The organism is Pseudomonas sp. NFXW11 (assembly GCF_049887815.1).
In the GTDB taxonomy this organism is placed as follows: Bacteria; Pseudomonadota; Gammaproteobacteria; order Pseudomonadales; family Pseudomonadaceae; genus Aquipseudomonas.
The window spans coordinates 42,016-63,822 of the sequence record NZ_JAGEKI010000015.1; the positions used below are offsets into that span (position 1 = coordinate 42,016).

23 protein-coding genes are annotated in these 21,807 nt (G+C 63.6%); 6 read left to right on the plus strand and 17 right to left on the minus strand.

What is annotated here, in order from left to right; translation table 11 throughout:
• The first annotated feature begins 57 nt into the window (after positions 1–57).
• Positions 58–834: a helix-turn-helix domain-containing protein gene (locus tag J4P02_RS21675; protein ID WP_426194062.1), complete on the plus strand. Its 777-nt coding sequence runs from the start codon at positions 58–60 to the stop codon at positions 832–834.
• Between the two features lie 24 nt (positions 835–858).
• On the opposite strand, the gene J4P02_RS21680 is transcribed toward J4P02_RS21675, so the two are convergent.
• The 7 genes from J4P02_RS21680 to J4P02_RS21710 all read right to left on the minus strand — a co-directional run bounded on the left by J4P02_RS21680 (position 859) and on the right by J4P02_RS21710 (position 7,183).
• Positions 859–1,626 carry a GNAT family N-acetyltransferase gene (locus J4P02_RS21680; RefSeq protein WP_426194064.1) on the minus strand — a complete coding sequence of 256 codons (768 nt, stop codon included), beginning with the start codon at positions 1,624–1,626 and terminating at the stop codon, positions 859–861.
• A gap of 194 nt (positions 1,627–1,820) precedes the next feature.
• Positions 1,821–2,906 (minus strand): type I restriction endonuclease, encoded by a 1,086-nt coding sequence (locus tag J4P02_RS21685; protein WP_426194066.1) that lies wholly within the window; start codon positions 2,904–2,906, stop codon positions 1,821–1,823.
• A gap of 258 nt (positions 2,907–3,164) precedes the next feature.
• Positions 3,165–3,677: a DUF4142 domain-containing protein gene (locus J4P02_RS21690; protein ID WP_426194068.1), complete on the minus strand. Its 513-nt coding sequence runs from the start codon at positions 3,675–3,677 to the stop codon at positions 3,165–3,167.
• Positions 3,678–3,808: 131 nt separating this feature from the next.
• Positions 3,809–5,158, minus strand: coding sequence for a diguanylate cyclase domain-containing protein (locus tag J4P02_RS21695; protein WP_426194070.1), 1,350 nt, complete (start codon positions 5,156–5,158; stop codon positions 3,809–3,811).
• Between the two features lie 103 nt (positions 5,159–5,261).
• Positions 5,262–5,903 (minus strand): LysE family translocator, encoded by a 642-nt coding sequence (locus J4P02_RS21700; protein WP_426194072.1) that lies wholly within the window; start codon positions 5,901–5,903, stop codon positions 5,262–5,264.
• 125 nt (positions 5,904–6,028) lie between these two features.
• Positions 6,029–6,445, minus strand: coding sequence for a fosfomycin resistance glutathione transferase (gene fos / locus J4P02_RS21705; protein WP_426194074.1), 417 nt, complete (start codon positions 6,443–6,445; stop codon positions 6,029–6,031).
• Positions 6,446–6,448: 3 nt separating this feature from the next.
• Complete coding sequence (locus tag J4P02_RS21710; RefSeq protein WP_426194076.1) at positions 6,449–7,183, minus strand: hypothetical protein; 735 nt, start codon at positions 7,181–7,183, stop codon at positions 6,449–6,451.
• Positions 7,184–7,385: 202 nt separating this feature from the next.
• Between J4P02_RS21710 and J4P02_RS21715 the strand changes: the two genes are divergently transcribed.
• Together J4P02_RS21715 and J4P02_RS21720 are read left to right on the plus strand one after the other, a co-directional pair.
• Complete coding sequence (locus J4P02_RS21715; RefSeq protein ID WP_426194078.1) at positions 7,386–7,625, plus strand: CopG family ribbon-helix-helix protein; 240 nt, start codon at positions 7,386–7,388, stop codon at positions 7,623–7,625.
• Entirely contained in the window at positions 7,615–7,899 is a 285-nt protein-coding gene (locus J4P02_RS21720) for a type II toxin-antitoxin system RelE/ParE family toxin (protein ID WP_426194080.1), read from the plus strand. The genes J4P02_RS21715 and J4P02_RS21720 overlap by 11 nt, the downstream gene beginning before the upstream one ends.
• Positions 7,900–7,917: 18 nt before the next feature.
• Here J4P02_RS21720 and yiaY read toward each other — a convergent pair whose 3' ends face one another.
• A complete protein-coding gene (gene yiaY / locus J4P02_RS21725; RefSeq protein WP_426194082.1) occupies positions 7,918–9,066 on the minus strand; it encodes an L-threonine dehydrogenase in 1,149 nt (382 codons plus the stop codon).
• Between the two features lie 157 nt (positions 9,067–9,223).
• Here yiaY and J4P02_RS21730 point away from each other — a divergent pair, with 157 nt between their 5' ends.
• A complete protein-coding gene (locus J4P02_RS21730) occupies positions 9,224–10,243 on the plus strand; it encodes a DUF4917 family protein (RefSeq protein ID WP_426194336.1) in 1,020 nt (339 codons plus the stop codon).
• A 30-nt stretch (positions 10,244–10,273) separates the two neighbouring features.
• Here the strand turns inward: J4P02_RS21730 and J4P02_RS21735 are convergent, their stop codons facing one another.
• A complete protein-coding gene (locus J4P02_RS21735; RefSeq protein ID WP_426194084.1) occupies positions 10,274–10,816 on the minus strand; it encodes a helix-turn-helix domain-containing protein in 543 nt (180 codons plus the stop codon).
• 161 nt (positions 10,817–10,977) lie between these two features.
• On the opposite strand from J4P02_RS21735, the gene J4P02_RS21740 reads away from it, so the two are divergent.
• Positions 10,978–11,760: an aldolase gene (locus tag J4P02_RS21740; RefSeq protein WP_426194085.1), complete on the plus strand. Its 783-nt coding sequence runs from the start codon at positions 10,978–10,980 to the stop codon at positions 11,758–11,760.
• Between the two features lie 33 nt (positions 11,761–11,793).
• Positions 11,794–12,681 carry a dihydrodipicolinate synthase family protein gene (locus tag J4P02_RS21745; RefSeq protein ID WP_426194087.1) on the plus strand — a complete coding sequence of 296 codons (888 nt, stop codon included), beginning with the start codon at positions 11,794–11,796 and terminating at the stop codon, positions 12,679–12,681.
• A 68-nt stretch (positions 12,682–12,749) separates the two neighbouring features.
• On the opposite strand, the gene J4P02_RS21750 is transcribed toward J4P02_RS21745, so the two are convergent.
• The 8 genes from J4P02_RS21750 to J4P02_RS21785 form a co-directional block, all read right to left on the minus strand.
• A complete protein-coding gene (locus J4P02_RS21750; protein WP_426194089.1) occupies positions 12,750–13,283 on the minus strand; it encodes a hypothetical protein in 534 nt (177 codons plus the stop codon).
• Positions 13,283–13,927: a hypothetical protein gene (locus J4P02_RS21755; RefSeq protein ID WP_426194091.1), complete on the minus strand. Its 645-nt coding sequence runs from the start codon at positions 13,925–13,927 to the stop codon at positions 13,283–13,285. The genes J4P02_RS21750 and J4P02_RS21755 overlap by 1 nt, the downstream gene beginning before the upstream one ends.
• 272 nt (positions 13,928–14,199) lie before the next feature.
• Positions 14,200–14,538 carry a YegP family protein gene (locus J4P02_RS21760; RefSeq protein ID WP_426194092.1) on the minus strand — a complete coding sequence of 113 codons (339 nt, stop codon included), beginning with the start codon at positions 14,536–14,538 and terminating at the stop codon, positions 14,200–14,202.
• Between the two features lie 63 nt (positions 14,539–14,601).
• Positions 14,602–15,954 (minus strand): LLM class flavin-dependent oxidoreductase, encoded by a 1,353-nt coding sequence (locus J4P02_RS21765; RefSeq protein WP_426194094.1) that lies wholly within the window; start codon positions 15,952–15,954, stop codon positions 14,602–14,604.
• Complete coding sequence (locus J4P02_RS21770) at positions 15,947–17,374, minus strand: MFS transporter (RefSeq protein WP_426194096.1); 1,428 nt, start codon at positions 17,372–17,374, stop codon at positions 15,947–15,949. The genes J4P02_RS21765 and J4P02_RS21770 overlap by 8 nt, the downstream gene beginning before the upstream one ends.
• Before the next feature lie 45 nt (positions 17,375–17,419).
• Entirely contained in the window at positions 17,420–18,169 is a 750-nt protein-coding gene (locus J4P02_RS21775) for a tRNA-dependent cyclodipeptide synthase (RefSeq protein WP_426194098.1), read from the minus strand.
• Between the two features lie 4 nt (positions 18,170–18,173).
• On the minus strand, positions 18,174–18,950 hold the full coding sequence (locus tag J4P02_RS21780) for a 2OG-Fe(II) oxygenase (RefSeq protein WP_426194100.1): 777 nt from the start codon (positions 18,948–18,950) through the stop codon (positions 18,174–18,176).
• Between the two features lie 377 nt (positions 18,951–19,327).
• Positions 19,328–21,796 carry a TonB-dependent receptor plug domain-containing protein gene (locus tag J4P02_RS21785; protein ID WP_426194102.1) on the minus strand — a complete coding sequence of 823 codons (2,469 nt, stop codon included), beginning with the start codon at positions 21,794–21,796 and terminating at the stop codon, positions 19,328–19,330.
• Positions 21,797–21,807: the final 11 nt, after the last annotated feature.

Here is a 21,807-nt window from a genome sequence, read left to right on the forward strand (position 1 = left end):
CGCGGTTACGCCGATTAGCTTCATCATCCCCCAAGCCCCCGCAGAGAGAGGCCGACGATGATCAATAGCGCACAGTTGCACCACTTGCCCAGGGTCTTGGCCGCCCAGTTCCCCGGTGACCTCGACGGCCTGCTAGCCAACATGGCGCCCCTCGCGCCGCTGCTGGACTGCATTCCCAGTGCAGTGTTCTTTATCAAGGACCTGCAGGCACGCTACCTGATCGCCAACCTGACCCTGGCCCAGCGCTGTGGCTTCAAGAGCGTGCGGCCGCTGCTGGGCAAAACCTCCGCCGAGGTCTTTCCGGCGCTGCTGGGCCCGGTCTACACCGAGCAGGACCAGCGCGTGCTACGCCAGGGCATCAGCATCAAGGGCCAGCTGGAATTGCACCTGTACGGCAGCCGCGAACCGGGCTGGTGCCTGACCCACAAACTGCCGTTGTACGGCGGCGACGGGCAGATCATCGGCATGGCCGGCATCTCCCTCGACCTGCAGGCCGCCCACGACACCCACCCGGCCTATGAACGCCTGGCCGCAGTGGACCGGCATATTCGCGAGCACTACAACGAGGCCATCCGCCTGGAGGACCTGACCCGCATCGCTCATCTGTCCACGGCCCAGCTGGAACGCTACTGCAAGCGCATCTTCCACCTCACCCCACGCCAGATGATCCACAAGGCACGCCTGGAACAGGCCTCGCGGCTGCTGCTGACCCAGGAGCCGATCACCGAGGTGGCGCTGCAATGCGGCTACACCGATCACAGCGCCTTCAGCCGCCAGTTCAAGGCGCTGACCGGGCTCAGCCCGAGCCAGTTCCGGCAGAACGCCTCGGCCTAGGCAGGCTCACTCCTGGCAGCCGGCTCAGGCCTGACAAAAGGTGCGGTAGTCAAACAGTGCGGTGAAGCCGATCTTGCGGTAGATCGACAGCCCTTCGAGGGAGGCCTCCAGAACGCAGAGCTGCGCTCCCTGGCCCTGGGCAGAACTCAGCGCGGCCTGGATCAGGGTCGTGGCATAACCCCGGCCCTGGCAGCCCTGCACCGTGCCGATATCATCCAGGCGCGCCACCCCGGGGCCCAGGGACAGGGTCAGGGCGCTCACCGGGCGCTGCTCGACATACAGGGTGAAATGCCGCAACGCTCGACCGGCCTGCAGCGCGGCCCGATGCCGCGCCAGGTACTGCTCTATCCCTCCCCCCGCCGACTCGAAGGCACTCTCCACCGGCAGCCCCCAATCCTCCAGGCGCTGATCGGTGCAGCGCACATCGGCCAAGGGCGTCGGCACCGCGGCATGGCTCTGCAGATCGAGGAACATGCAAGTGGTCTTGTCCGCCACCAGCAACTGCCGCTCCTGCAACAACGGGCTGACCCGCACCACCTGACTCTCCGGCACCACCACGCAGAACGGCATCCCGGTGCGTTGCAGGAACGCCACACCCTCGGCCAGTGGCTCGGCGTAGTCGCCAGCACTGTCGCGCAGCATCAACAGATTTAGGCTGCTGGCCTCGACCCCGGTGCAATAGGCACTCAAATCACGGCCAAAACGGCGGTAGAACTGGGAAATGGAAACGAAGAAATAGTCTTCTGCCTGGTGATACCGCTCGATCAGCGAAGCGCTGGGTGCCTGCGCCATATACGGCCTCCTTGAACTTCAGGGCATCCTGCGGGACGCCCGACCCCGGCCACGTTAAGCCCGGGATCGCCGAGGTTCCAGCACAATCCTGTTTAATTCTGCGAAGCAATGTACCGCTCTGTAAGCAACCCGCCCCTACCGCAAGAAACCACTGTGGCGAGGGAGCTCGCTCCCTCGCCACAGCATCAAGGACCTTAGGCGTAGTAGCCCACGGTTTGCTTCAACTGCTCGGAGTATTCGTAAATCTCGTCGACAGAACCGATCGGATGCCGAGTCTCGACCTTGTCCTGATCGAAAATGCCGATGTACTTCTGGGCTCGATTGAAATGCAGGCGGCAAATGGGCTTGCGATTGTTATCGTCGAGCAAAATACCGAAATAGCTCTGGGTATCGCGCTGGACGATACGCTTGGCATCGACCACCGAACGCACCACCGCGCGCACAATGTGATACCCCTCGATCTCTTCCAGTGTGGTGAATATCTTGTCGTCCTGATCCTCCTTCTCGGGAGACTCCGAATCATCGTTGATCGCTGTCGGATGCTGATTGACCAGTACCTGACTGGCACCGCTCATGGCCGACTTGAGACGATCATTGATCTGGTCATTGAGAAACTGCCCGATCGCCTTACGAGTCAGCTCATAAAACTGATCCCGTACCTTCTGGGTAATCACCCCCTCATAGACTCGAGAGGCAAACACCTTCACAAAGTCGTCATCCGGTTTGCTGACCTGGGAGGCGATTACCTTCTTGATCTGGCTGAGGTATTTCAACTCACCTGCAGCACTCAGAACCGAGTCGACGTCAAATGCCGACTTGGTCAACTTGATCAACTCCGGAACCGAGTACTCGTCAATATCCAACAGATCGAGCTCAAGGAAAGGCTTCTCATCCATCTTGTTCGGCGCATCCAGGTCGGTGAAGAACTTGTAGACCTGGCCATTGGTGAGAATGGAAATCCGTGCGCTGGTGACATGAAAGTAACGGAACAACTGAGACGCATGATTGAGATGCAGTGGCTCACCGATTTTCTTGCACTCGATCAGCATCTGCACCTCACCGTCCTTGACGATCGCGTAATCGATTTTCTCGCCTTTCTTGGTCCCCACGTCGCAGATGAACTCCGGGGTTACCTCCATAGGATCGAAAACGTCATATCCCAGGACCGTGCTGATGAAGGGCATGACGAAAGCATTTTTCGTCGCCTCTTCAGTTTGGATGGCCGCTCCTTGCAAACGCACCTTGGCAGCGAGACTGGTTAGTTTTTCGAGAAATTCCATGGGTGACCTCTGACTGATTCCGATCCGTGAAAAACGCGTACTGGCACTTTGAACGCCATTGATACTAGTCACAAACGGTCACAAAGAAAGGTCATGCCCAAACAACGCGGAGGGTTCGGCCCGTCATGGCAGAGGCCGGAACCTGTATTTGCCAGGGGGGCGTAGCGAGGGAGCTCGCTCCCGCTGGGCCGCAACGCGGCCCCCAGAATCGGTCGTCGAGCTTAGCCAAGCACAGGTTGCAATGGCTGCCGCGAGCCCTCAGCCGTCCAGGCGTCCGGCCTGCAGGGCCCTGGCCATCTGCAAGTGCTGCTCCAGCTTGGGCAGGGTTTCCTCGGCAAAGGCCTTGAACTCCGGCAGCTCGCTGGCTTGCGCCTGTTGCCGGATTTGCTGGATGGCCGCTGCGCTGGCCTGGATCTGGCTGGCGGCGTAAGCGCGATCGAAATCCGCGCCCCGGGCCAGTTGCGGCATGCGCGCTCTGGCTTGCGCCAGCAAGCGTTCCCGAGGCGTCACCGGCAGGCCCAGGCGCTTGGCGATCCTGGCCAGGTGCTGATTGGCCGTGGTGCGGTCGTTGATCACCTGGATGCTGAATTCCTTGACCGCCTGCGACGAGGTCTGCTGGTGCGCCAGGCGGCTGGTCTCGATATCGGCCATGCCCTTGGCCGAGGCATCGTCGATAAAGGCTGCTGGGGACTGGGCCAGGGCGTTGCCGGCGCCCAGGCCCAGCAGCAGCGCCAGGCCGGCGCGGCCGATGACAGTGGCCAGTGGGTTCATAGAGGTTTCTCCCATTGCAAGTGAGTCCGGCGAGAGCCGCAGCTTCCGCCTGCATAGGGAAACCCCAGGGCCGCAAAGGTTTAGAAAAACCACCGCCAGCACGACGAACGGGCCGTCGCTGGCCCCGGGACTCAAGCGTTGGAGGGACTTCTACGGGCCCGCTTGGCGGCGTACATGGCCTCGTCGGCGTGCTTGAACAATTGCTGCTCCTCCAGGCCGTGCTCGGGGTACAGGCCAATGCCGATGCTCGGCATGATGCTCAACGAATGGCCGTCCAGGCGCAGCGGCTCGCCCAGTGCTGCGCGGATCTTGTCTGCCACGCGCTGGGCATCCTCGGTGTGCTGCACGTTCTCCAGCAAGATCACGAACTCGTCGCCGCCGATGCGCGCCACGGTGTCGCTTTCCCGCACGCTGCCCTTGAGACGGTTGGCCACCGCCTGCAGCAGCATGTCGCCCACCGCGTGCCCGCAGGTATCGTTGACCTCCTTGAACTTGTCCAGGTCGACATACAACAACGCCATGCGCCCCGACTCGCGCCGGGCCCGGGCCAGCGCCGAACGCAGGCGCTCGCGCAACAGCTCACGGTTGGGCAGATGGGTCAGCTGGTCGTATTCGGCCATATAGTGCAGCCGCGCATGCAACTGCTTGCGCTCGATGGCGGTGGCCAGCTGCGCACTGACGTACTGCAGCAGTTCCTGGTCCTGTTCGCTGTAGCCCAGGGCCCCCGGCGCACTCTTGACCATCAGCACGCCGATGGTGCCCTTCTGCGAATTGAGCGGCACCCCCAGCCAGCAGCGCGGTCCCTGGAGCGCCGCGAACTCGCTCCAGATCGCCTGGTTCACCGGGCACTCGGGCGCCAGCAACAAGGGTTGGCCCCGTTGCAGCACCTCGACGCAAAAGCGTTCGATCAGGGTGCCGGACTGCTCCGGGCTGCCTTCGCAATCATCCACATGGTAGGGAAAGCTCAGGCTGTTGCTGCGCTCGTCGTACAGCGCCAGGGAACAGTTCAGGGCCGGCAGCCACTCGCCGATGATCCGGTGCACATGCTTGAACAGTGCCAGCAGGTCCTCGGTGGCATGGGCCGCTTCGGAAATGGCATACAGTGCCGCCTGGCGGGATTCGGCCTGCTTGCGCTCGGTGATGTCGCGGGCCACGGCGATGCGCAACTGGTCGACCTCCGACCAGCGCGCCGACCAGAGGATGTGCGCCACTCGCCCATCCTTGCGCAGGTAGCGGTTCTCGAAATTCGGCTTGGGCACCCCGCCCATGATTTCCCGGGCGGCTTGCAGGGTGCGTTCGCGGTCGGCCGGGTGCACCAGGTCGATCATCGGGCGACCGATCAGCTCGTCGGCGGTATAGCCGAAGACCCGCTCGCAGGCAGCGCTGACGAAGACGAAGCGACCCTGCTCATCCACTGCGCACACGGCGTCCAGGAGCAGATCGATAAAACTGGCCAGAGGCGCGGAGTACTTGCTTGCCATCAGAGAGAGCTGCTACCCATGAAAAATGCCTTGAGTACCCATCCCTGAGCCCGATCCGGCGACCTCGGCCACCGGTTGCACACCGTCGCGATCCGCGCGGCGCTTACCCCTTGTTGTTGCCGACCAGCCCCGGTACCGAATGCAGCAGGGCATTGATCGCGAAACCGATGAACATCACCCCGCACACCCGGGTGATCGCCAGCTCGTGGCGCTGATACCAGTTGCGCACCTGACGCGCGCCAACAACGCCGATGAGAATAGCGTATGCCGCCACCCCGCCAAGGAAACTCAAGCCGATCAGCCCGGGCAACATCGACCAGCTGAGCAGCTCGGCACGGTTGGACAGCAGCGCGGTGAAGGTCGCCACCGCCACCGGGTAGGCCTTGGGATTGGTCAGGCCGAACAGCACGCCGTGCCAGAACGGGTTGCGCGCCGGGCCCTGGGGCAGGTCGCCGTTGCTGCCGCGACTGCGGATCGCCCGCAGCCCCAGCCAGAACAGGTACAGGCCACTGAGCAGGCCAAGGATGTTGAAGGCCTCACTGCCGATCACCCGGGCACCGACAATCGCGATCAGCGCGGTGCTGCACCAGACCACGTCGCCCAGCATATGCCCGCAGAGAAACCCGGCGCCGGCCTGACGACCACGGGCCGCACCAATACCGAACACCGCCAGGACCCCGGGCCCCGGGGTGATGGCGTAAATGAAACCCGAGGCGATAACGGCCAGCCACAGCGATGAGGTCATCAGGCAACTCCAGGACGATGTACCTCGGACAACCGCCAGGCACAGGAAAATTCTGACGGATTCTGCCCGATCCGATCCCCCGTCCACCAGCGACTTTCGTCAGTTGTGGAACAGCTCGCAGCGGCTCAATCCGGGGAGTGGAAGCGCATCCCCCCATAGGGACGCTGGCGACAGGCCAGTAATCGCGAGGCCAGGTCGCCGACATGGGCTTCGAGGCGGTGCCCGTCGGGGTCGAGAAAATACAGCGAATCGCCTTCGCTGCGGTTGTCCCGCCATTCGCCCACCCCGGCCTCGCGCAGGCGCTGGACGAAGGCGGCAAAATCGCCACGGCCGATGCTGAAGGCGTAATGGGTGTAGTCGGCCTGCACCGGTGCCTGGCGCTGTGGGTCCAGGGACAGGCACAGCCACAAGCCCGGCAGCGACAGGTAGGCCCCGGCATCCCAGCTGGCCTCCAGGCGCAGTTGCAGCAGCGAGTGATAGAAATCCAGGCTGCGGGGCAGATCGCTGACCGCCAGGGTCAGGTGGTTGAGGCCGGTCAGCATGCTTCAGGCTCCTTTCAGCGACTTGGGCAGGGGGTAACGCCGACCGTCGTAGTGCAACGTCACCGCACTGTTGTTCGGTGCCAGCTCGCGACTGTCACAGCCCTCGGGGCCCTTGAAATGCTCGGTGCGCACTTCCCGGGTGCGCACAATCAGGTCGGCGAATCCCTGGCCCTGGCCGCGACCGATCTCCAGGGTCCGATGCAGGCTCCGGGAATGGCCGACGCACTCGCCGCCCCAACCGAACTCGCCGGCGCGTTCATCCACCAGCAAGCCCTCGAGCAACACCAGCACTTCCTTGTCGCGCTGGCGGTACAGGTTGAGCACGGTCTTTTCATAGGGAATGGCGCTGGAGCTGTGCTGATATTGCACCCGCAGGCCGAAGGCCCACTGCTCCTGGTTCAAGCGATAACGCGCGGTATCGATCTGCAATCCCTGCAGGGCCACGGCATCGGAAAACAGCGCCGAATCCTGGTAGTTGCTGGCCAGGGTCCAGCCGTTCTCGATGTCTTGCAACGACACATCCAGGCTGTAGCTGTCGACGCCATCGGCACGGCTCCCGGGCATCGGCGTGGCCCGGGCGCTGATGCTCAACTCAGGTTGCGCCGGCCAGGCTTTGCAGACGTAAAGTTCCCCGGGGATGGCCGTAGGGTTATCGCACAGGGCCAGGGCCGGGGCGGCAAGGCCCAGCGACAACCCCAGGCCGCCCAGCAGCGCGACCAGGAGAGAGGGACGAATCATGCACGCATCCTTGTGACGAGGCGGGATCAGGGCCGCAACTATCCTCTGCATCGCCCAGGCTTTCAACGCTGCTATGCCTTGCCGGTGCTCGGGCGAAACGGCTCTTGGCCAAGCAGCAGTCCGAGCCTGACCAATGGCCTGTCCCGAGCCAACGCATGACGAGGTAGTATGTTGTATTACACATCACTACAGCGAGCTAACCATGTCTGTCATGTCCCTGCGCTTGCCCGATGAACTCGCAGCAACCCTCACCCTGCTGGCGAAGGCCACCGGACGCAGCAAATCCTTTCTGGCGGTGGACGCGCTGCGCGAATACCTGGCCCGGGAAGCCTGGCAAATCGAGGAAATACAGAAGGCACTGCAAGAGGCCGATGCCGGAGATTTCGCCAGCGCTGAAGACGTCGCGGCGGTCACCGACAAATGGCTGAACCATGCAGGTTGAATGGCTGCGTACAGCCCTGAAAAACCTTGATGAGCAAGCGCGCTACCTGGCGCAGGACAACCCCCGGGCGGCAGGGGATTTCGTCAGGGCGATACTGGCCAGTGTCGAACAACTGGCGCAGTTTCCCGCCAGTGGCCGCGTAGGTCGCCTGCCCGGCACCCGGGAATGGCCGGTGCCCGGGCAGCCTTACCTGATCCCTTACCGAGTGCGTGGCCAGCGGCTGCAGATCTTGCGTATATTCCACACCCGCCGCCAGCCCCCGCAGGGTGGGTGATGCCTAGCGGCCTGTGGCTCAGAAGGCGTTGCGGAAAATCTCCTCGATCTGCCGCTGCTCCGCCGGGCGCGGGTTGGTGAAACCGCAGGCGTCCTTCAGGGCATTGGCCGCCAGCACCGGGATGTCCTGCAACTTGGCTCCCAGCTCACGCAGCCCGGCGGGAATCTCCACATCCCGAGCCAGGGCACGAATCGCCGCGATCGCCGCCTGGGCCCCCTCTTCCGGGCTGAAACCACGGATATCCGCCCCCAGGGCGTGGGCCACGTCGGTCAGGCGCTGGGCGCAGACACTGGCGTTGAAGCTCTGCACATGGGGCAGCAACACGGCGTTGCACACGCCATGGGGCAGGTCATAGAAACCGCCCAGCTGGTGAGCCATGGCATGCACATAGCCCAAGGAAGCGTTGTTGAACGCCATGCCGGCGAGGAACTGGGCGTAGGCCATGTTCTCCCGCGCCACCAGATCCTGGCCGTCGTGCACCGCCTGGCGCAGATTGGCGCTGATCATCTCCATCGCTTTCAGCGCGCAGGCATCGGTGATCGGATTGGCAGCGGTAGAGACATAGGCCTCGATCGCATGCGTCAGGGCATCCATGCCGGTGGCCGCGGTCAGGCCCTTGGGCATGGCCGCCATCAGCGCCGGGTCGTTGACCGACAGCAACGGGGTGACGTTGCGATCGACAATGGCCATTTTCACGTGGCGCGACTCGTCGGTGATGATGCAGAAGCGGGTCATCTCGCTGGCGGTGCCGGCGGTGGTGTTGATGGCGATCAGCGGCAGTTGCGGCTTGCTTGAACGGTCGACTCCTTCGTAATCGCCGATCTGCCCGCCATTGGTGGCGCACAGGGCAATGCCCTTGGCGCAGTCATGGGGCGAACCGCCGCCCAGGGAAATCACGCAGTCGCACTGGGCCGCCTGCAACTGGGCCAGCCCCTGCTCGACATTGGTGATGCTCGGGTTGGGCTTGGCGCCGTCGAAGATCACCGAGTCGATGTCCTGCATGGCCAGTTTCTCGGCAATCATGCCGGCCACCCCAGCCTTGGCCAGGCCGCTGTCGGTGACGATCAGTGCCTTGCGAAAACCATGGTTGCGGATGGCGTTCATGGCCTCGTCCAGGCAGTCGATGCCCATGATGTTGACGGCGGGAATAAAGAAGGTGCTGCTCATCAGGAGGTCTCCAGGCGGATGCCGAATGCAGGGTGTCGATTCAGTGTTTGTCCAACAGGATCGACCCATAGGTCACGGGCGATCTTGATCTGGCTCAAGGGTCGGTCGTGATAAAGTCGCCGCCCTGTCCCCCTTCGCCTTGAGAGCCATGACCGCAATGACGGATTTCCAGGAATTTGACGCCGCCCTTGAAGACTGGAACGCCCTGGGCACAAGCCTGCCTTTTAGTGGCCTGCTGATCGGCAATGGCGCCAGTCGCGCCGTGTGGGAGGATTTCGCCTACGACTCGCTGTTCGAAAACGCCCGCACTGTGGAAGAAAAGCCCCTGGGCGCCTCCGAGCTCAGTGTGTTCGACGCCCTGCAAACCCGCAGCTTCGAACAGGTGCTGGGGGCCCTGAAGACCACCAGCCGGGTCAACAAGGCCCTGGCGGTCAGCTCGGCGGCGCCGCGCAACCGCTACTACGCCATCAAGGAAGCGCTGATCAACAGCGTGCACGCGCTGCATATCCCCTGGCGCCTGGTGCAGGCCCAGAGCCTGGCGACCATCAACCAGGAGCTGCGGCGCTACCCCACGGTGTTCACCAGCAACTACGACCTGCTCAACTACTGGGCGATACAACACGCCCCTGAAGGCCTCGACGACCTGTTCCAGGGTGCCGAACCGGCCTTCGACCTCGGCGCCGCGCGCACCTCACGGACCCGCATCCTCTACCTGCACGGCGGCCTGCACCTGGTGCGCAACCTGGATGGCAGCGCGCGCAAGATGACCTCCACCGAAGGCACCCTGCTGGGCAACTTCGCCATCAACAACACCCTGAAGACCCTGGACGACGTACCGCTGTTCGTCAGCGAAGGGCCGGTGGCGGAAAAGCTCAAGACCATCCGCAGCTCGGACTACCTGTCGTTCTGCTACCAGCAATTGCTCGATCACCAGGGTGCCCTGTGCATCTTCGGCCACAACCTCGGCCCCCAGGACCAGCACCTGGTGCAAGCGATTCGCCAATCGGCGAGCAGTACCCTGGCGATCTCCATCTACCCGCGCAGCGCGGCGTTTATCCAGCACCAGAAACGCCACTACGCCAAGCTGTTCGACGGCCTGGACCTGGAGCTGCGCTTCTTCGATGCCAAGACCCACGCCCTGGGCCAACCGGCGCTGGCGGTGCCGGTGGAGCGTTGATCACCCCCGGAGAATGAGCGCGCCCGGCGCTCACTCCTCGGCGCTGTGCACCACCACCAGCAACTGCGCCTGCTGATCCCCCAGGGAACGGATGCGGTGAGGCTTCTGCGCATTGAAATGCAGCGCATCGCCGCGGTTGAGAATCACCCGCTCGTTCATGAAGTCCACCTCCACCTGCCCCTCGTGGACAAACAGGAACTCCTCCCCCAGGTGCTCCTTGAAGGTCTTGTCGCTGAACTCCCTGGCCGGGTAGATGATGAACGGCAGCAGGTGGCGCTCGCTGACCTGATGGGCCAGCACCGCGTAACCCGGTACCTGGTCATTGGCCGCCAGCGACTGGCGCTCGTCACTGCGCACCAGGCTGTAGCTGTCGAGGCTGATGCTGTCCTCGGCGAACAGTTCCTCGACCTTGACGTTCAATGCCTTGGCCAGTTTCAGCGCTGCGGCGATCGATGGCGTGTTCAAGCCGCGCTCGACCTTCGACAGATAACTCTTGGTCATCGCGGATTTCTCGGCCAGCGCCTCCAGGCTCAAACCGAGTTTTTTTCTCAGTAATTTCAAACGGATAGACATGTAGAACGATTGATCCATGCAGGAGACAACGATTGGCGCTTGCCAATGACACAAAGTGTCATATAGCATCTTTAGTGTCATTAGCATTCACCGGGCAACCTCGCAAGCAGCCGGTGAAACGCAGATCCGACATCCCTTGCACCTTCACCAAGGACACCGATATGGCCAAGACATTAGCATTGCCCAAGGAGCAACTGGTCAAGCAGGCGCTGACCCAGATGCAAAATACTCTGGCGGATAATACGTGGACCGTGCGGCAAAAGCTGGCCCTGACCTGCCGCATTCTGTTCGAGCACGGCCACGACTCGGGCCTGGCCGGGCAGATCACCGCCCGCGGCCCCGAGCCGGGCACCTACTACACCCAGCAACTGGGCCTGGGCTTCGATGAAATCAGCGCCGGCAACCTGTTGCTGGTCAACGAGGACCTGGAAGTGCTCGAAGGCCACGGCATGCCCAACCCGGCCAACCGTTTCCACAGTTGGGTGTACCGCGCCCGTCCCGATGTGAACTGCATCATCCACACCCACCCGACCCACGTCGCCGCGCTGTCGATGCTCGAAGTGCCGCTTCAGGTGTCGCATATGGACCTCTGCCCGCTGTACGAAGACTGCGCGTTCCTCGAGGCCTGGCCCGGGGTGCCAGTGGGCAACGAGGAAGGTGAAACCATCTCCGCGGCCCTGGGCGACAAGCGCGCCATCCTGCTCTCCCACCACGGCCAGCTGTCCACCGGGGCGAATATCGAGGAAGCCTGCGTGATCGCCCAGCTGATCGAGCGCGCGGCCAAGCTGCAACTGCTGGCCATGGCCGCCGGCCACATCAAGCCGATCCTCCCGGAGCTGGGCCGCGAAGCCCACGACTGGATCTCCAAGCCCAAGCGCCATGGCGCCGCCTTCAACTACTACGCTCGGCAAATTCTCAAACAACACGCCGACTGCCTGAACTGATCCACCCCCTTTTTGCCTTGCAGGAGTTGCAGCATGTCCACACCCAAGATCCACGGCATCATCGGCTACACCGTCACCCCCTTCGGCCCCCGGGGCGAAGGCCTGGACCTGGACGCCCTCGGGCGCTCCATCGACCGCATGCTCGACTCCGGCGTGCACGCCATCGCGCCCCTGGGCAGCACCGGTGAAGGCGCCTACCTCAGCGATGCGGAGTGGGACCAGGTCGCCGAATTCAGCATCCAGCGCGTGGCCCGCCGCGTGCCGACCATCGTCAGCGTCTCCGACCTGACCACCGCCAAGGCCATTCGCCGCGCGCGCTTTGCCGAAGCCCAGGGCGCCGACGTGGTGATGGTGCTGCCCGCCTCCTACTGGAAGCTCAGCGAAGCCGAGATCCTCGCCCACTACCAGGCCATTGGGGACAGCATCGGCGTGCCGATCATGCTCTACAACAACCCGGCCACCAGCGGCACCGATATGTCGGTGGAGCTGATCCTGAAGATCTTCCACAGCGTGGAGAACGTCACCCTGGTCAAGGAAAGCACCGGCGATATCCAGCGCATGCACAAGCTGCAGCTGTTGGGCGAAGGCCAGGTGCCGTTCTACAACGGCTGCAACCCCCTGGCCCTGGAGGCCTTCGCCGCCGGTGCCAGCGGCTGGTGCACAGCGGCGGCGAACCTGATCCCGCAGCTCAACCTCGAGCTCTACCAGGCCGTGCTGAACAACGACCTGCAAGGAGCCCGGGAGCTGTTCTACCGCCAGCTGCCGCTGCTGGATTTCATCCTCAAGGGCGGCTTGCCGGCCACGGTCAAGGCCGGGCTGGAGCTGGGCGGACTGGCCAGCGGCGAGCCGCGTCGGCCGGTGTTCCCCTTGAGTGAAGCCGGGCGCAGCCAACTGCAGGCGTTGCTGCATAGCCTGGGTTGAGCCCCCAATGAAAAAGCCCGGGCAGATCACACTGTCCGGGCTTTGACGGGTTCATGCGGCGCTATCGTTCAGTGCTCGCTCAAGGCCGCCGGGGCCTTGGCCTGGAACTGCGGATCGCGCAGCATCTGCGCGATAAAGTCGTCGGTGATGAGCTGCACATGCTGGTACTGACCACCATCGAGGTTGACCCAGCCGCGCCAGGAACGGGTGTGATTGCTGACCCGGTACTTGGCCACAGGCTGGTCACCGCGGCTGACATGGAACATCACCTGGCTGTCCCAGGTGGCCCGGGCCGGCACGATGAAAAAGGTCAGCGCGCTGAGCAGCCCCATGGGAATGTTCTGCCAGCCGAAATAATCACTGTCAGCCATCACGATCACGTTGTAGCCATCGGCACTGAAGCCCTGCTGTACCTGCTCGAAAGTACCTCGACGGCGCAGTTCGTTACGGATCAGGGCGCCGGGAATAGGCCCCATGGTACTCACGCTGATGGCCGGCAACGCCTGCTGGTAATCCACCTCGGCCGGTTTGAGACTATGGCTGGTCTGGCAGCCGCCAAGCGCCAGCATCAGCACCAGCGATAACCAGAATCGAGCACGCATCAGAGTTCTCCCGAGAGCATGGCCTTGAGCATCGACGCCTTGGGCCCCTGCTCCTTGACGATCAATGGCGTCAACTCTTCCATCTTCTCCAGGTCGACCCGCTGTAGGCTCGGCACCTGCGGGTACTTGGCACGCACCAGGGCGGCGTCGCGCTCCAGGTGGTCACTGTGCAGAAACACGCATTTGGCCCCGCTCGCCGACAGGCAGCCCGCGCGGAAATCACCGAGGTAATAGGCCTTGCCGGCTTCCAGTTCCAGGGGGATGGAGAAGTCTTCGCGGCTCCAGGAGGTGGCGTTGCCGCGATCGAAATGCAGGTTGTAGATCTCGTAGCGCCCGGGCTTGAGCGGCATCACGAACAGGCTGCCGATGCCGTGCCAGGTCTCGCGCACGTCCCGCGGAGTACGGCCGTAGATCTCGTTGTACAAACGTGCCGAGGCGAACCCGTCACCGCCCCGTGGGCGAATCATCAGCATCTGTTCCTTGGCGGTGTGCACTGCCTTGGGCCAGATACCGACCACGCCCACGACATAGGCCACCCCCGACTGGGGGTCGGGGCTCATGCTCTCGGCAATTTTCGTGGAAGACAGGCTGTAGCAACCGCTCAGGGCCAGCAGCGCGGCGAGTAATACGAGAGGGCGAATCATGAGGTCGCAGATCCCTTGGACAATGATCGATAACGTCAATCAGAGCGCCAGGCATGCCAGCCGCCCTGTGACGGGCGCGGAGGTTAATACAAACGATGGCATTTCGCCATAATAGCGTCGCCAATCGACTGGCACCTGCAAGCGCATCGAACCAGGGCTCGCCGCCCGGCCTCTGGGGCAAGTGCTTGGTGCTTGCGCAACAACCGCTGAACGCACAAAGCCCGAACGCCGCCATGGCGTTCGGGCTTTGTGCTGTAGAGGTTTTGCCGAGCCTAAAGGGCGCTCAGGTCCTTGATATTGTGGCTCGGGCCATTGGCCTTGACGCTGGCGATGCCCTTGTCCCGGGCGGCTTCCGAGGAATAGGTCTCGCTGCTGCCGATGGTCTGCCCATTGGCCGCCTTGAGGTTGAAATAGGGTTTGCCGTCCTTGGCGCTCTTGCGCTCGTAGCGTCCGTCCAGCGGGCTGTTGACCTGCACCGAGGCGATGCCGCTCTCGGCCGACGCGCGGCTGCTGTAGTGCTCGCTGCTGAGAATGACCTCGGCATTGGCCGCCTTGAGCACGAAATGAAACTGGCCGCTGCTGTTTTTCTTCAACTCATACCATCCGGACATACTCTTGCTCCTTGCATTGGTCGATGGGCATTGCGCCTTGAGAGTTAAGCCTGTTTCGGCGATTCAACCATGGCTGCGCTGGCTGAAAAACCGATTCTCCACCCGTGCCAGCCCCAGGTGCTCCCGCAAGCTATGCCCGCTGTAGCGCTGGCGAAATAACCCCCGGCGTTGGAGCTCGGGGGTGATCCATTGCACGAAATCCTCGATGGCCCCCGGCAAATGAGTGAACAGCACATTGAAGCCATCGGCGGCGTATTCCTCATACCAGGTGGCCAACTCGTCGACTATCTGCCCCGGCGTGCCCACCAGCACCTTGTGCCCGCTGGCCGACAGGCTGCGCAGCAATTGCGCCAGGGTCGGCCGCTCCCGGCGGACCAATTCCACCACCAGTTGCCGACGGCTCTTGTGGCGCTCGGTGGGCGCCTCGTCCGCCAGCAGCGGTACCCGGGCATCCAGGGGCAGGCTCGACAGGTCGATGCCCAGGTCCAGCAGGTAGGACAGAGCCTTGAGCTGGGCTTGCGGGTCCTGCAACTCCTGCAACTGCTGGTACTTCTCTTCGGCCTCGTTCAGGGTTCGGCCCACCGTGGGGGCTATTCCCGGGAAGATCTTCAACTGCCCGGCGTGCCGGCCGTAATGGGGAAGTTGTTCCTTGAGCCCGGCGTAGAAGTCCTTGGCCTGCTGCAAGTCGCTCTGGGCGGTGAACACCAGTTCGGCGCAGCGCGCCGCCAGCGCCTGCCCCGGCCCTGATGAGCCGGCCTGGGCAATCACCGGCCAGCCCTGCAGCGGCCGCGGCGCATTCAACGGCCCCTGCACCTGGAAATGCCGGCCCCGGTGCTGCAACAGGTGCATGCGTTCCGGGCGCAGCCACTGGCCACTGGCCGGGTCCCGGGGGAAAGCATCGTCGGCCCAGCTGTCCCACAGGCCGCTGACCACATCGAAGCACTCCTCGGCCCGGGCATAGCGTTCGGCATGGCTGGGGGGCTGGAGGTGATTGAAATTTTCGCCGCCAATCAACCCGGTCACCAGGTTCCAACCGGCCCGCCCGCCACTCAGGTGATCCAGTGACGCGAATTTGCGCGCCAGGTGGTAAGGCTCGTTGTAGGAAGTGCTGGCGGTGGCGATCAGGCCGATATGCCGGGTCACCACCGCGAGCGCCGGCAGCAGGGTCAGCGGGTCCCAGCGCAGGCTGTAGCTACTGTGGGCCAGCACCCGGGGGTCGAGGTCCCCCACCGCCAGGTTGTCATTGAGAAACAGCGCATCGAAACAGCCCCGCTCCAGGGTCTGCGCATAGTGCTGGTAACGCTGGAAATTCAGTGAAGCATCGGCGTCCGCCCGAGGATGGCGCCAACTGCCGCCGTGGGCACCGGAGCCGGAAAGAAAGGCCCCCAGCCCCATCTGCCCACCGCGCTCAGCCATGGCTGGGGCCCTCTTCGGTCGTCGCCAGGGCCGCCGGCACGGCACGCAGCAGCAGGCTTACGGCGGCCCACACCAGCAAGGTCGTCAGCGCCAGAAAGCCCATCACGGCTTGGTAGCCATTGAGAAATGCGCCCTGGGCATCGTCCAGCGGCGTGGCGGAAAAGTGATGGAACAACCCCACCCCCACCGCCAGCCCGATACCACCGCCGACATTGTGCAGGGTCATCAGCGAACCCATGGCCACCGAGCCCACCTCCTGGGGCACCGAGGAAATCCCCAGCACCGTCGAGGGCCCGAGAATGCTTGCCCAGCCCAGGCCCATGATGACGAAGGCGCTCAGCAGATAGGCCAGTGATGTCTGGCGTTCGAAGCCGGCCTGCAACAGCGCCGAGAGCACGAACAACAGCAACCCGGCCTTGACCAGCAGCGCCGGGCCCTTGCGGTCCACCAGCCGCCCTACCAGTGGCGACAGCACGGCCACCCCGAGGGTGGTGGGCAGCAGCAAAAGGCCGCTGGCCTGCAGGCTTTCCCCGCGGATCTGCGCCAGGTACAGCGGCATCACGAAGAACGCCACGCAATAGAACAGCGCCAGGCCGAAGCTGGCGGCCACCGCGGCAACAAAGCGTCGGTTGGCGAACAGCCCAAGGTCGATGATCGGCGCCGCCACCCGCTTCTCCAGCACCAGGAAGGCTCCCAATGCCAGCAGCGCCACAGCCAGCAGGCCCAAGGTCAGGCCCGAACCCCAGCCCCAGCTCGCGCCCTGGACAATCACCAGCACCAGGCTCGGCAGGCCGATCAGCAGCAGCAAGGCGCCCCCTGCATCCAGCCGCGTCCCGGCCTCGGCCCCGCGGGATTCCTTCACGCTGAAACTGCAGATGCCCAGGCTCAGGAGCACGAAAGGCACATTGATCAGGAAGATCCACTGCCAGCCGAAGGCACTGGTAATCAGCCCGCCGAGCACTGGCCCCACCGCCAGCCCCACGCCATTGACCCCGAACAGCACGCCAAAGGCGCGACCCTGCTCGTGGCTGTCGAAGGTGCTGGAGACAATCGCCCCCGAGGCGGTGTAGAGCACCGCGCAGGCCAGGCCCTGGAGCACCCGGGCAGCGATCAGGGTATCGATCTCTGTCGCCAGCCCGGCCGCCAGGGAAGCCAGGCCAAACACCGCCAGGCCGATGAACAGCACCCGCTTGCGGCCATGCAGGTCGGCCAGCCGCCCCACCAGCACCATGAAACTCGACAGCGCCAGGATAAAGCCGTTGATCACCCATTGCAGGCCATCCACCGAGGCCCCCAGATCGGCCTGCAGGGCCGGTAGCGCAGTGTTGACGATGGTGAAGTCCACACAGCCGAGAAAACTGGCGATGCTCACCCCGAGCAATGCCCACCACTTGCGTTGCTGTTGCGCAAAAACGCTCATGGAAACTCCTTGTCAGTGATAGAAACCGCCCCGCAGGGCGGGGCATCAGATGGCAATCGCGCCACTGGTCCAGTTCGGGTGCACGGCACCGGGCAAGGTGAAGGGAATCGGAATCCCGCGCTTCTTGAACTTCAGCGGCAGCCAGCGCACCCGGTCCGGGCTGTGGGGCTCGATCAGCAGCTCGCGACTGGTGGCCATGGCCGTGGTCATCTGCTGCGGATAGAGCACGTAGTGGTAACCCTCGTCGGCCCACAGCGGCAGGATGATCGGGATTTCCTCGAGGATGTATTCCCGGCACTGGGCCGCCGCCCGCTCGATGTCCGCGTGCTCGTCACGCAGGCGCAGGCGCTCGGTGAACACGCCAATGGTGCTGTCGATGGCCTCGCGCAACTCGCTGCGCTGCTGGTACACCTGGTTCAGCTGCTGGCGCAGCTCGGCGTAGCGGTCGCTGGCCAGTTCCTGGTTCCAGCGGGTGATGTGATAAGGCACCCGCAAGCCATCGAGAATGCTCTGGTTGCGCGCCAGCCAGGCATCGCCTTCGCGGATCGCCGCCGACAGCGCCTCCCCCGGCGACTTGCCGTGCTTGTTGTGGCGTTGCAGGGTGTCGGCCACCACCACCTTGACGTGGCGAAAGCCCGACTGGTTGATCAGGTGGATGGTGGAACGCAGCTTCTGGTCTTCGTGATATTCCTGACCGACGCTGACCGCCAGGACCACGCGCTTGCCGTCGAATTCGTGCTCCTCGCCGCCCTTGTTGAAATAGGCCTTGAGGTTGATTTCCTGCACCTGGCTCATGGGTTCAGCTCCAGTAGGTCAAAGGCTGGTGTGGGCCGTGGTAGCCGATAAACACCCCGAGGGTGACCCGGGTGCTGCTGGCCGAAGGACGCACCGCGTGGATCAGCCGCGGGTTGAGCAGAATCAGGTCGCCGGGCTCGGGCTTGACCACAAAATCCGGCGGCGGCAGCAGATGGCGCTCGATGCCGTAGGCCCGCTCGCCGCGCAGGCGGTTGTACTCCTGCTCATCCGGCTCGATGCCCCAGATCTCCAGTTCGCCACCGTCCTCGGGGATCTCCAGGTAGATATTGGTCGACAGCTGGGTCAGCAGTTGCGGGCTGTGGCCCTCGGGCGCGTTGCGTTCGAGCTTGTCGGTGTGGGGAGTGAGATCGACCCCCGAACCCTGAAAGCGGGCGATGCCGACAAAGCACTTCTGCCCGTCCACCTGCAGCAGGTGCGCACCCTGGGGCCAGACTTCATCCAGCAGCAGGCGCAGCTCGTCGATGGGCGAGGCCAGGGGCCGGAACAGGTTGCGGATCTTGCGGATGTTAGGCAGGGCCAGGGCGTGGTATTCGGCCCGGCTCTGCTCATCCTGGATCTCGATATAGGCCTTGCCGATGCGGACGAACTCCTGCTGCTGGCTGAAGGCACTGCGCAGTTCCTGGCGGTACAGATGATCCCGCGCCACCTGCAGGGTATCCGGCAGGCAGAACCCCTTGAGCTGGACCCCGTAAGAGCGTTTTTCCACAACATCGATAATGTGCCGTGCTTCAAGTTTGTCGGCAGTAGTGACTGTAAACATGCAAGCTCCCTTATTCCCTGGAAGTAGCGCTGAAGTGCATCTCGGGGACAACGTAATAATTTGTTTCAAGGCCACCTTAGGCAGTGGCCAATGCCTTGTGAAATACCCTTTTTCTCTAATCTCCTAACTTAAAAATGTATCGAAAATCAGGCAAATAGCGGCCACCACAGACACTTTCAACAGTGCTGCGCAGAATGATTAAATTTACTGACATTCAACTTAAAAGATGCACATCTTGAATAAACCGCTTATTCGATCCTCCCCAGTCTTGTTAATTAAAATGCCATATTCCATGCAACTTCTTTGCAGGCTGCATGCATAAAACCGAGCACCGGCGGGCCTACCCACCCCGCCGCTACCGGCACCCCGCCTGCCCCTCAGAACGCCAGGCTGACGCGGCTGTAGTAGTAGCCGCCGCCCAGGCCATAGGGCGAGAACATCCCGTATTCATAGGTGCCGGCCCAGGCCTTGAGGCCGATCTTGTCCGGGTACACATCGAACAGGTTGTTAGCCCCCACCGCCACGGTGAGGTTCTGGGTCACGTCATAGGCCACGTCCAGGTCGGTGATCCACTTGGCGCTGTAAGTGCGGTCGTTGGCCGGAAGGTTCGAGCCTTCGGTGTATTCGCCAAAGCGGGTCAGCTGCAAGTTGGTGGTCCAGGCGCCGACCTTGTAGTTGCTGGAGAGAATCCACTTGTCCTTGGGCGTGGAGCGGGTCAGGTCGATCTGCTGCTGGCGATCAAACAGCACATAACCGGCCCCCAGGCGCGACAGGGCTGCGGGGGTGTCCGCCAGGTCGCGGATGGTGGTCTTGTTGTGGTTGTAGGCCAGGCTCCATTTCGCCGTACCGTATTCGCCGAACGACTGGCTGTAGTCCGCCACCAGGTCCACGCCCTTGGTCCGGGTATCGGCCGCGTTGGTGTAGTACTGCCCGGCCAGGTTCGGCGACAGGCCGTTCTCCACCAAAATCTGCGACACCGCCGGGCCCTTGAGGACGCCGGTCTGGAGGATGCGCTTGTCGATGTCGATCAGGTAGAAGTCGGCGGTCAGGCGCAAGCGTTCGGCCGGTTCGGCGGTGAACCCCAGGCTGTAGTTGCGCGAGGTTTCCGGCTCCAGGTCCCGGGCCCCCAGGGCGATGGCTTCCGGCGAGTTGGGACGCATCTGCTTGGTGCGCACCGAGGCGGTGGTGCCGCCGGCGCCGAACTGGGTCACGGTGCTGGTGGTGGAAAACACGCTCTGGGCCAGGGACGGCGCGCGAAAGCCATTGCTCACCGAGGCTCGCACCGCGTAGCCGGGCAGGAACTCATAGCGGGTGCTGAGCTTGCCGCTGGTGGTGTCGCCCACCCCGAGGTTGTATTTCTCATAGCGTGCCGCCGCGCCCACATACCAGTTGGGGGTGATATTCAGGCCGAAGTCGACATAGGCCGCCTCGCTATGACGCTTGAGGCTGTAGGCATCTTCCGGGGTGGTGCCGTTGACCGAGAACAGCCCCGGGTCCGGCACCACGCCGGCAAAGGGGCCGGTGGCGGGGATATAGCTGCCCTGGTTGTAGGAGTTGCCCTCGCCTTCCTCCAGCGCGTACTTCTCCCAGCGGTATTCCAGGCCGAAGGAGGTTTCCAGCGGGCTGCTCCAGCCGATGTCCAGGGCCCGGGAAAAGTCCAGGTTGTTGGTCCACTGGTCGAACACCAGGTTGCCCAGGTGGAAGTCGTGCTGGCCGTAGGGGCCATTGGAGATGTTCAGGTTGTTGGCGGTGTCCAGCACCCCGCGATCCTTGCCGTAGGTGCTCGACAGGTCCCAGTCCCAGCCACCGAGCAGGCCCTTGGCGCCGCCGGCGACCTGGAAATCGGTCTCGCGGATCTCCCGCCGGGCCTGGCCGCCATTGGGGTACGGGGCATTGGGCACTCCCGCCAGGCTGGTGATGTCGGTGGGCTTGCGGTGCCCCAGGTTCTTGTTGCTGTTGCGGTAGCTCAGGGTCGAAAACGAATACAGCTTGAGCCCGTCGTCCAGGGGCAACTCGGCGTTGTAGGCCAGGCTGGTGGTGCGGTCGCGGCCCAGGCCGTACTCGGTGCCCCAGCCCTGGCGGTTGCCTTCCCGCGGGTCGGGGGAGCCGTCGGGCTGGTTGAAATACAGCTGGCCGCTGGCGGCGCTGGAACGCTCGTAGGGCTCCTGCAGCTTGGCGTCCCAGGACAGGTTGATAAAGCCACCGTTGTCCCCCAGTTTGTTGCCCCAGTTGAAGGCTTCATGGCCCGTGGTGCCGTCGCCGTCGTAGTACTGGCCCAGGGTGGTGTCCGAGGTCAGGCCCTCGGCATTGCGCTTGAGGATGATATTGATCACCCCGGCAATGGCGTCCGAACCGTACTGCGCCGCCGCGCCGTCGCGCAGCACTTCGATACGCTCGATGGCGGCGGTGGGAATCAGGTCCAGGTCCACCGGCACCGAGGCATTGCCGACCCGCGCACCGTTGTTGATCAGCGCCGAGTTGTGCCGGCGCTTGCCATTGATCAGCACCAGCACCTGGTCACCACCGAGGCCACGCATGCTCACCCCGCGCACCAGGAAGGCGGTGCCGCCGCCGTTGATGGTGGGCACGTTGAACGACGGCAGCAGGCGCCCGAGCATTTCTTTCAAGCCGTTCTGGCCGATGCTGCGCAGCTGCTCGCTGTCGATCACATCGATAGGGGCCGGGCTGTCGGTGACGGTGCGCTGCTGGCTGCCGCGCACCCCGGTGACCACCACGGTGCCCAGGGTTTCATCGGCGGCCTGCACCTCCAGAGGGGCTGCCAGGCTCAGCAGGCCCAGGCTCAGGGGCGCGGCGCCGAGGACGATTCTATGCAAGGAAACACTCATGACTGCAGATC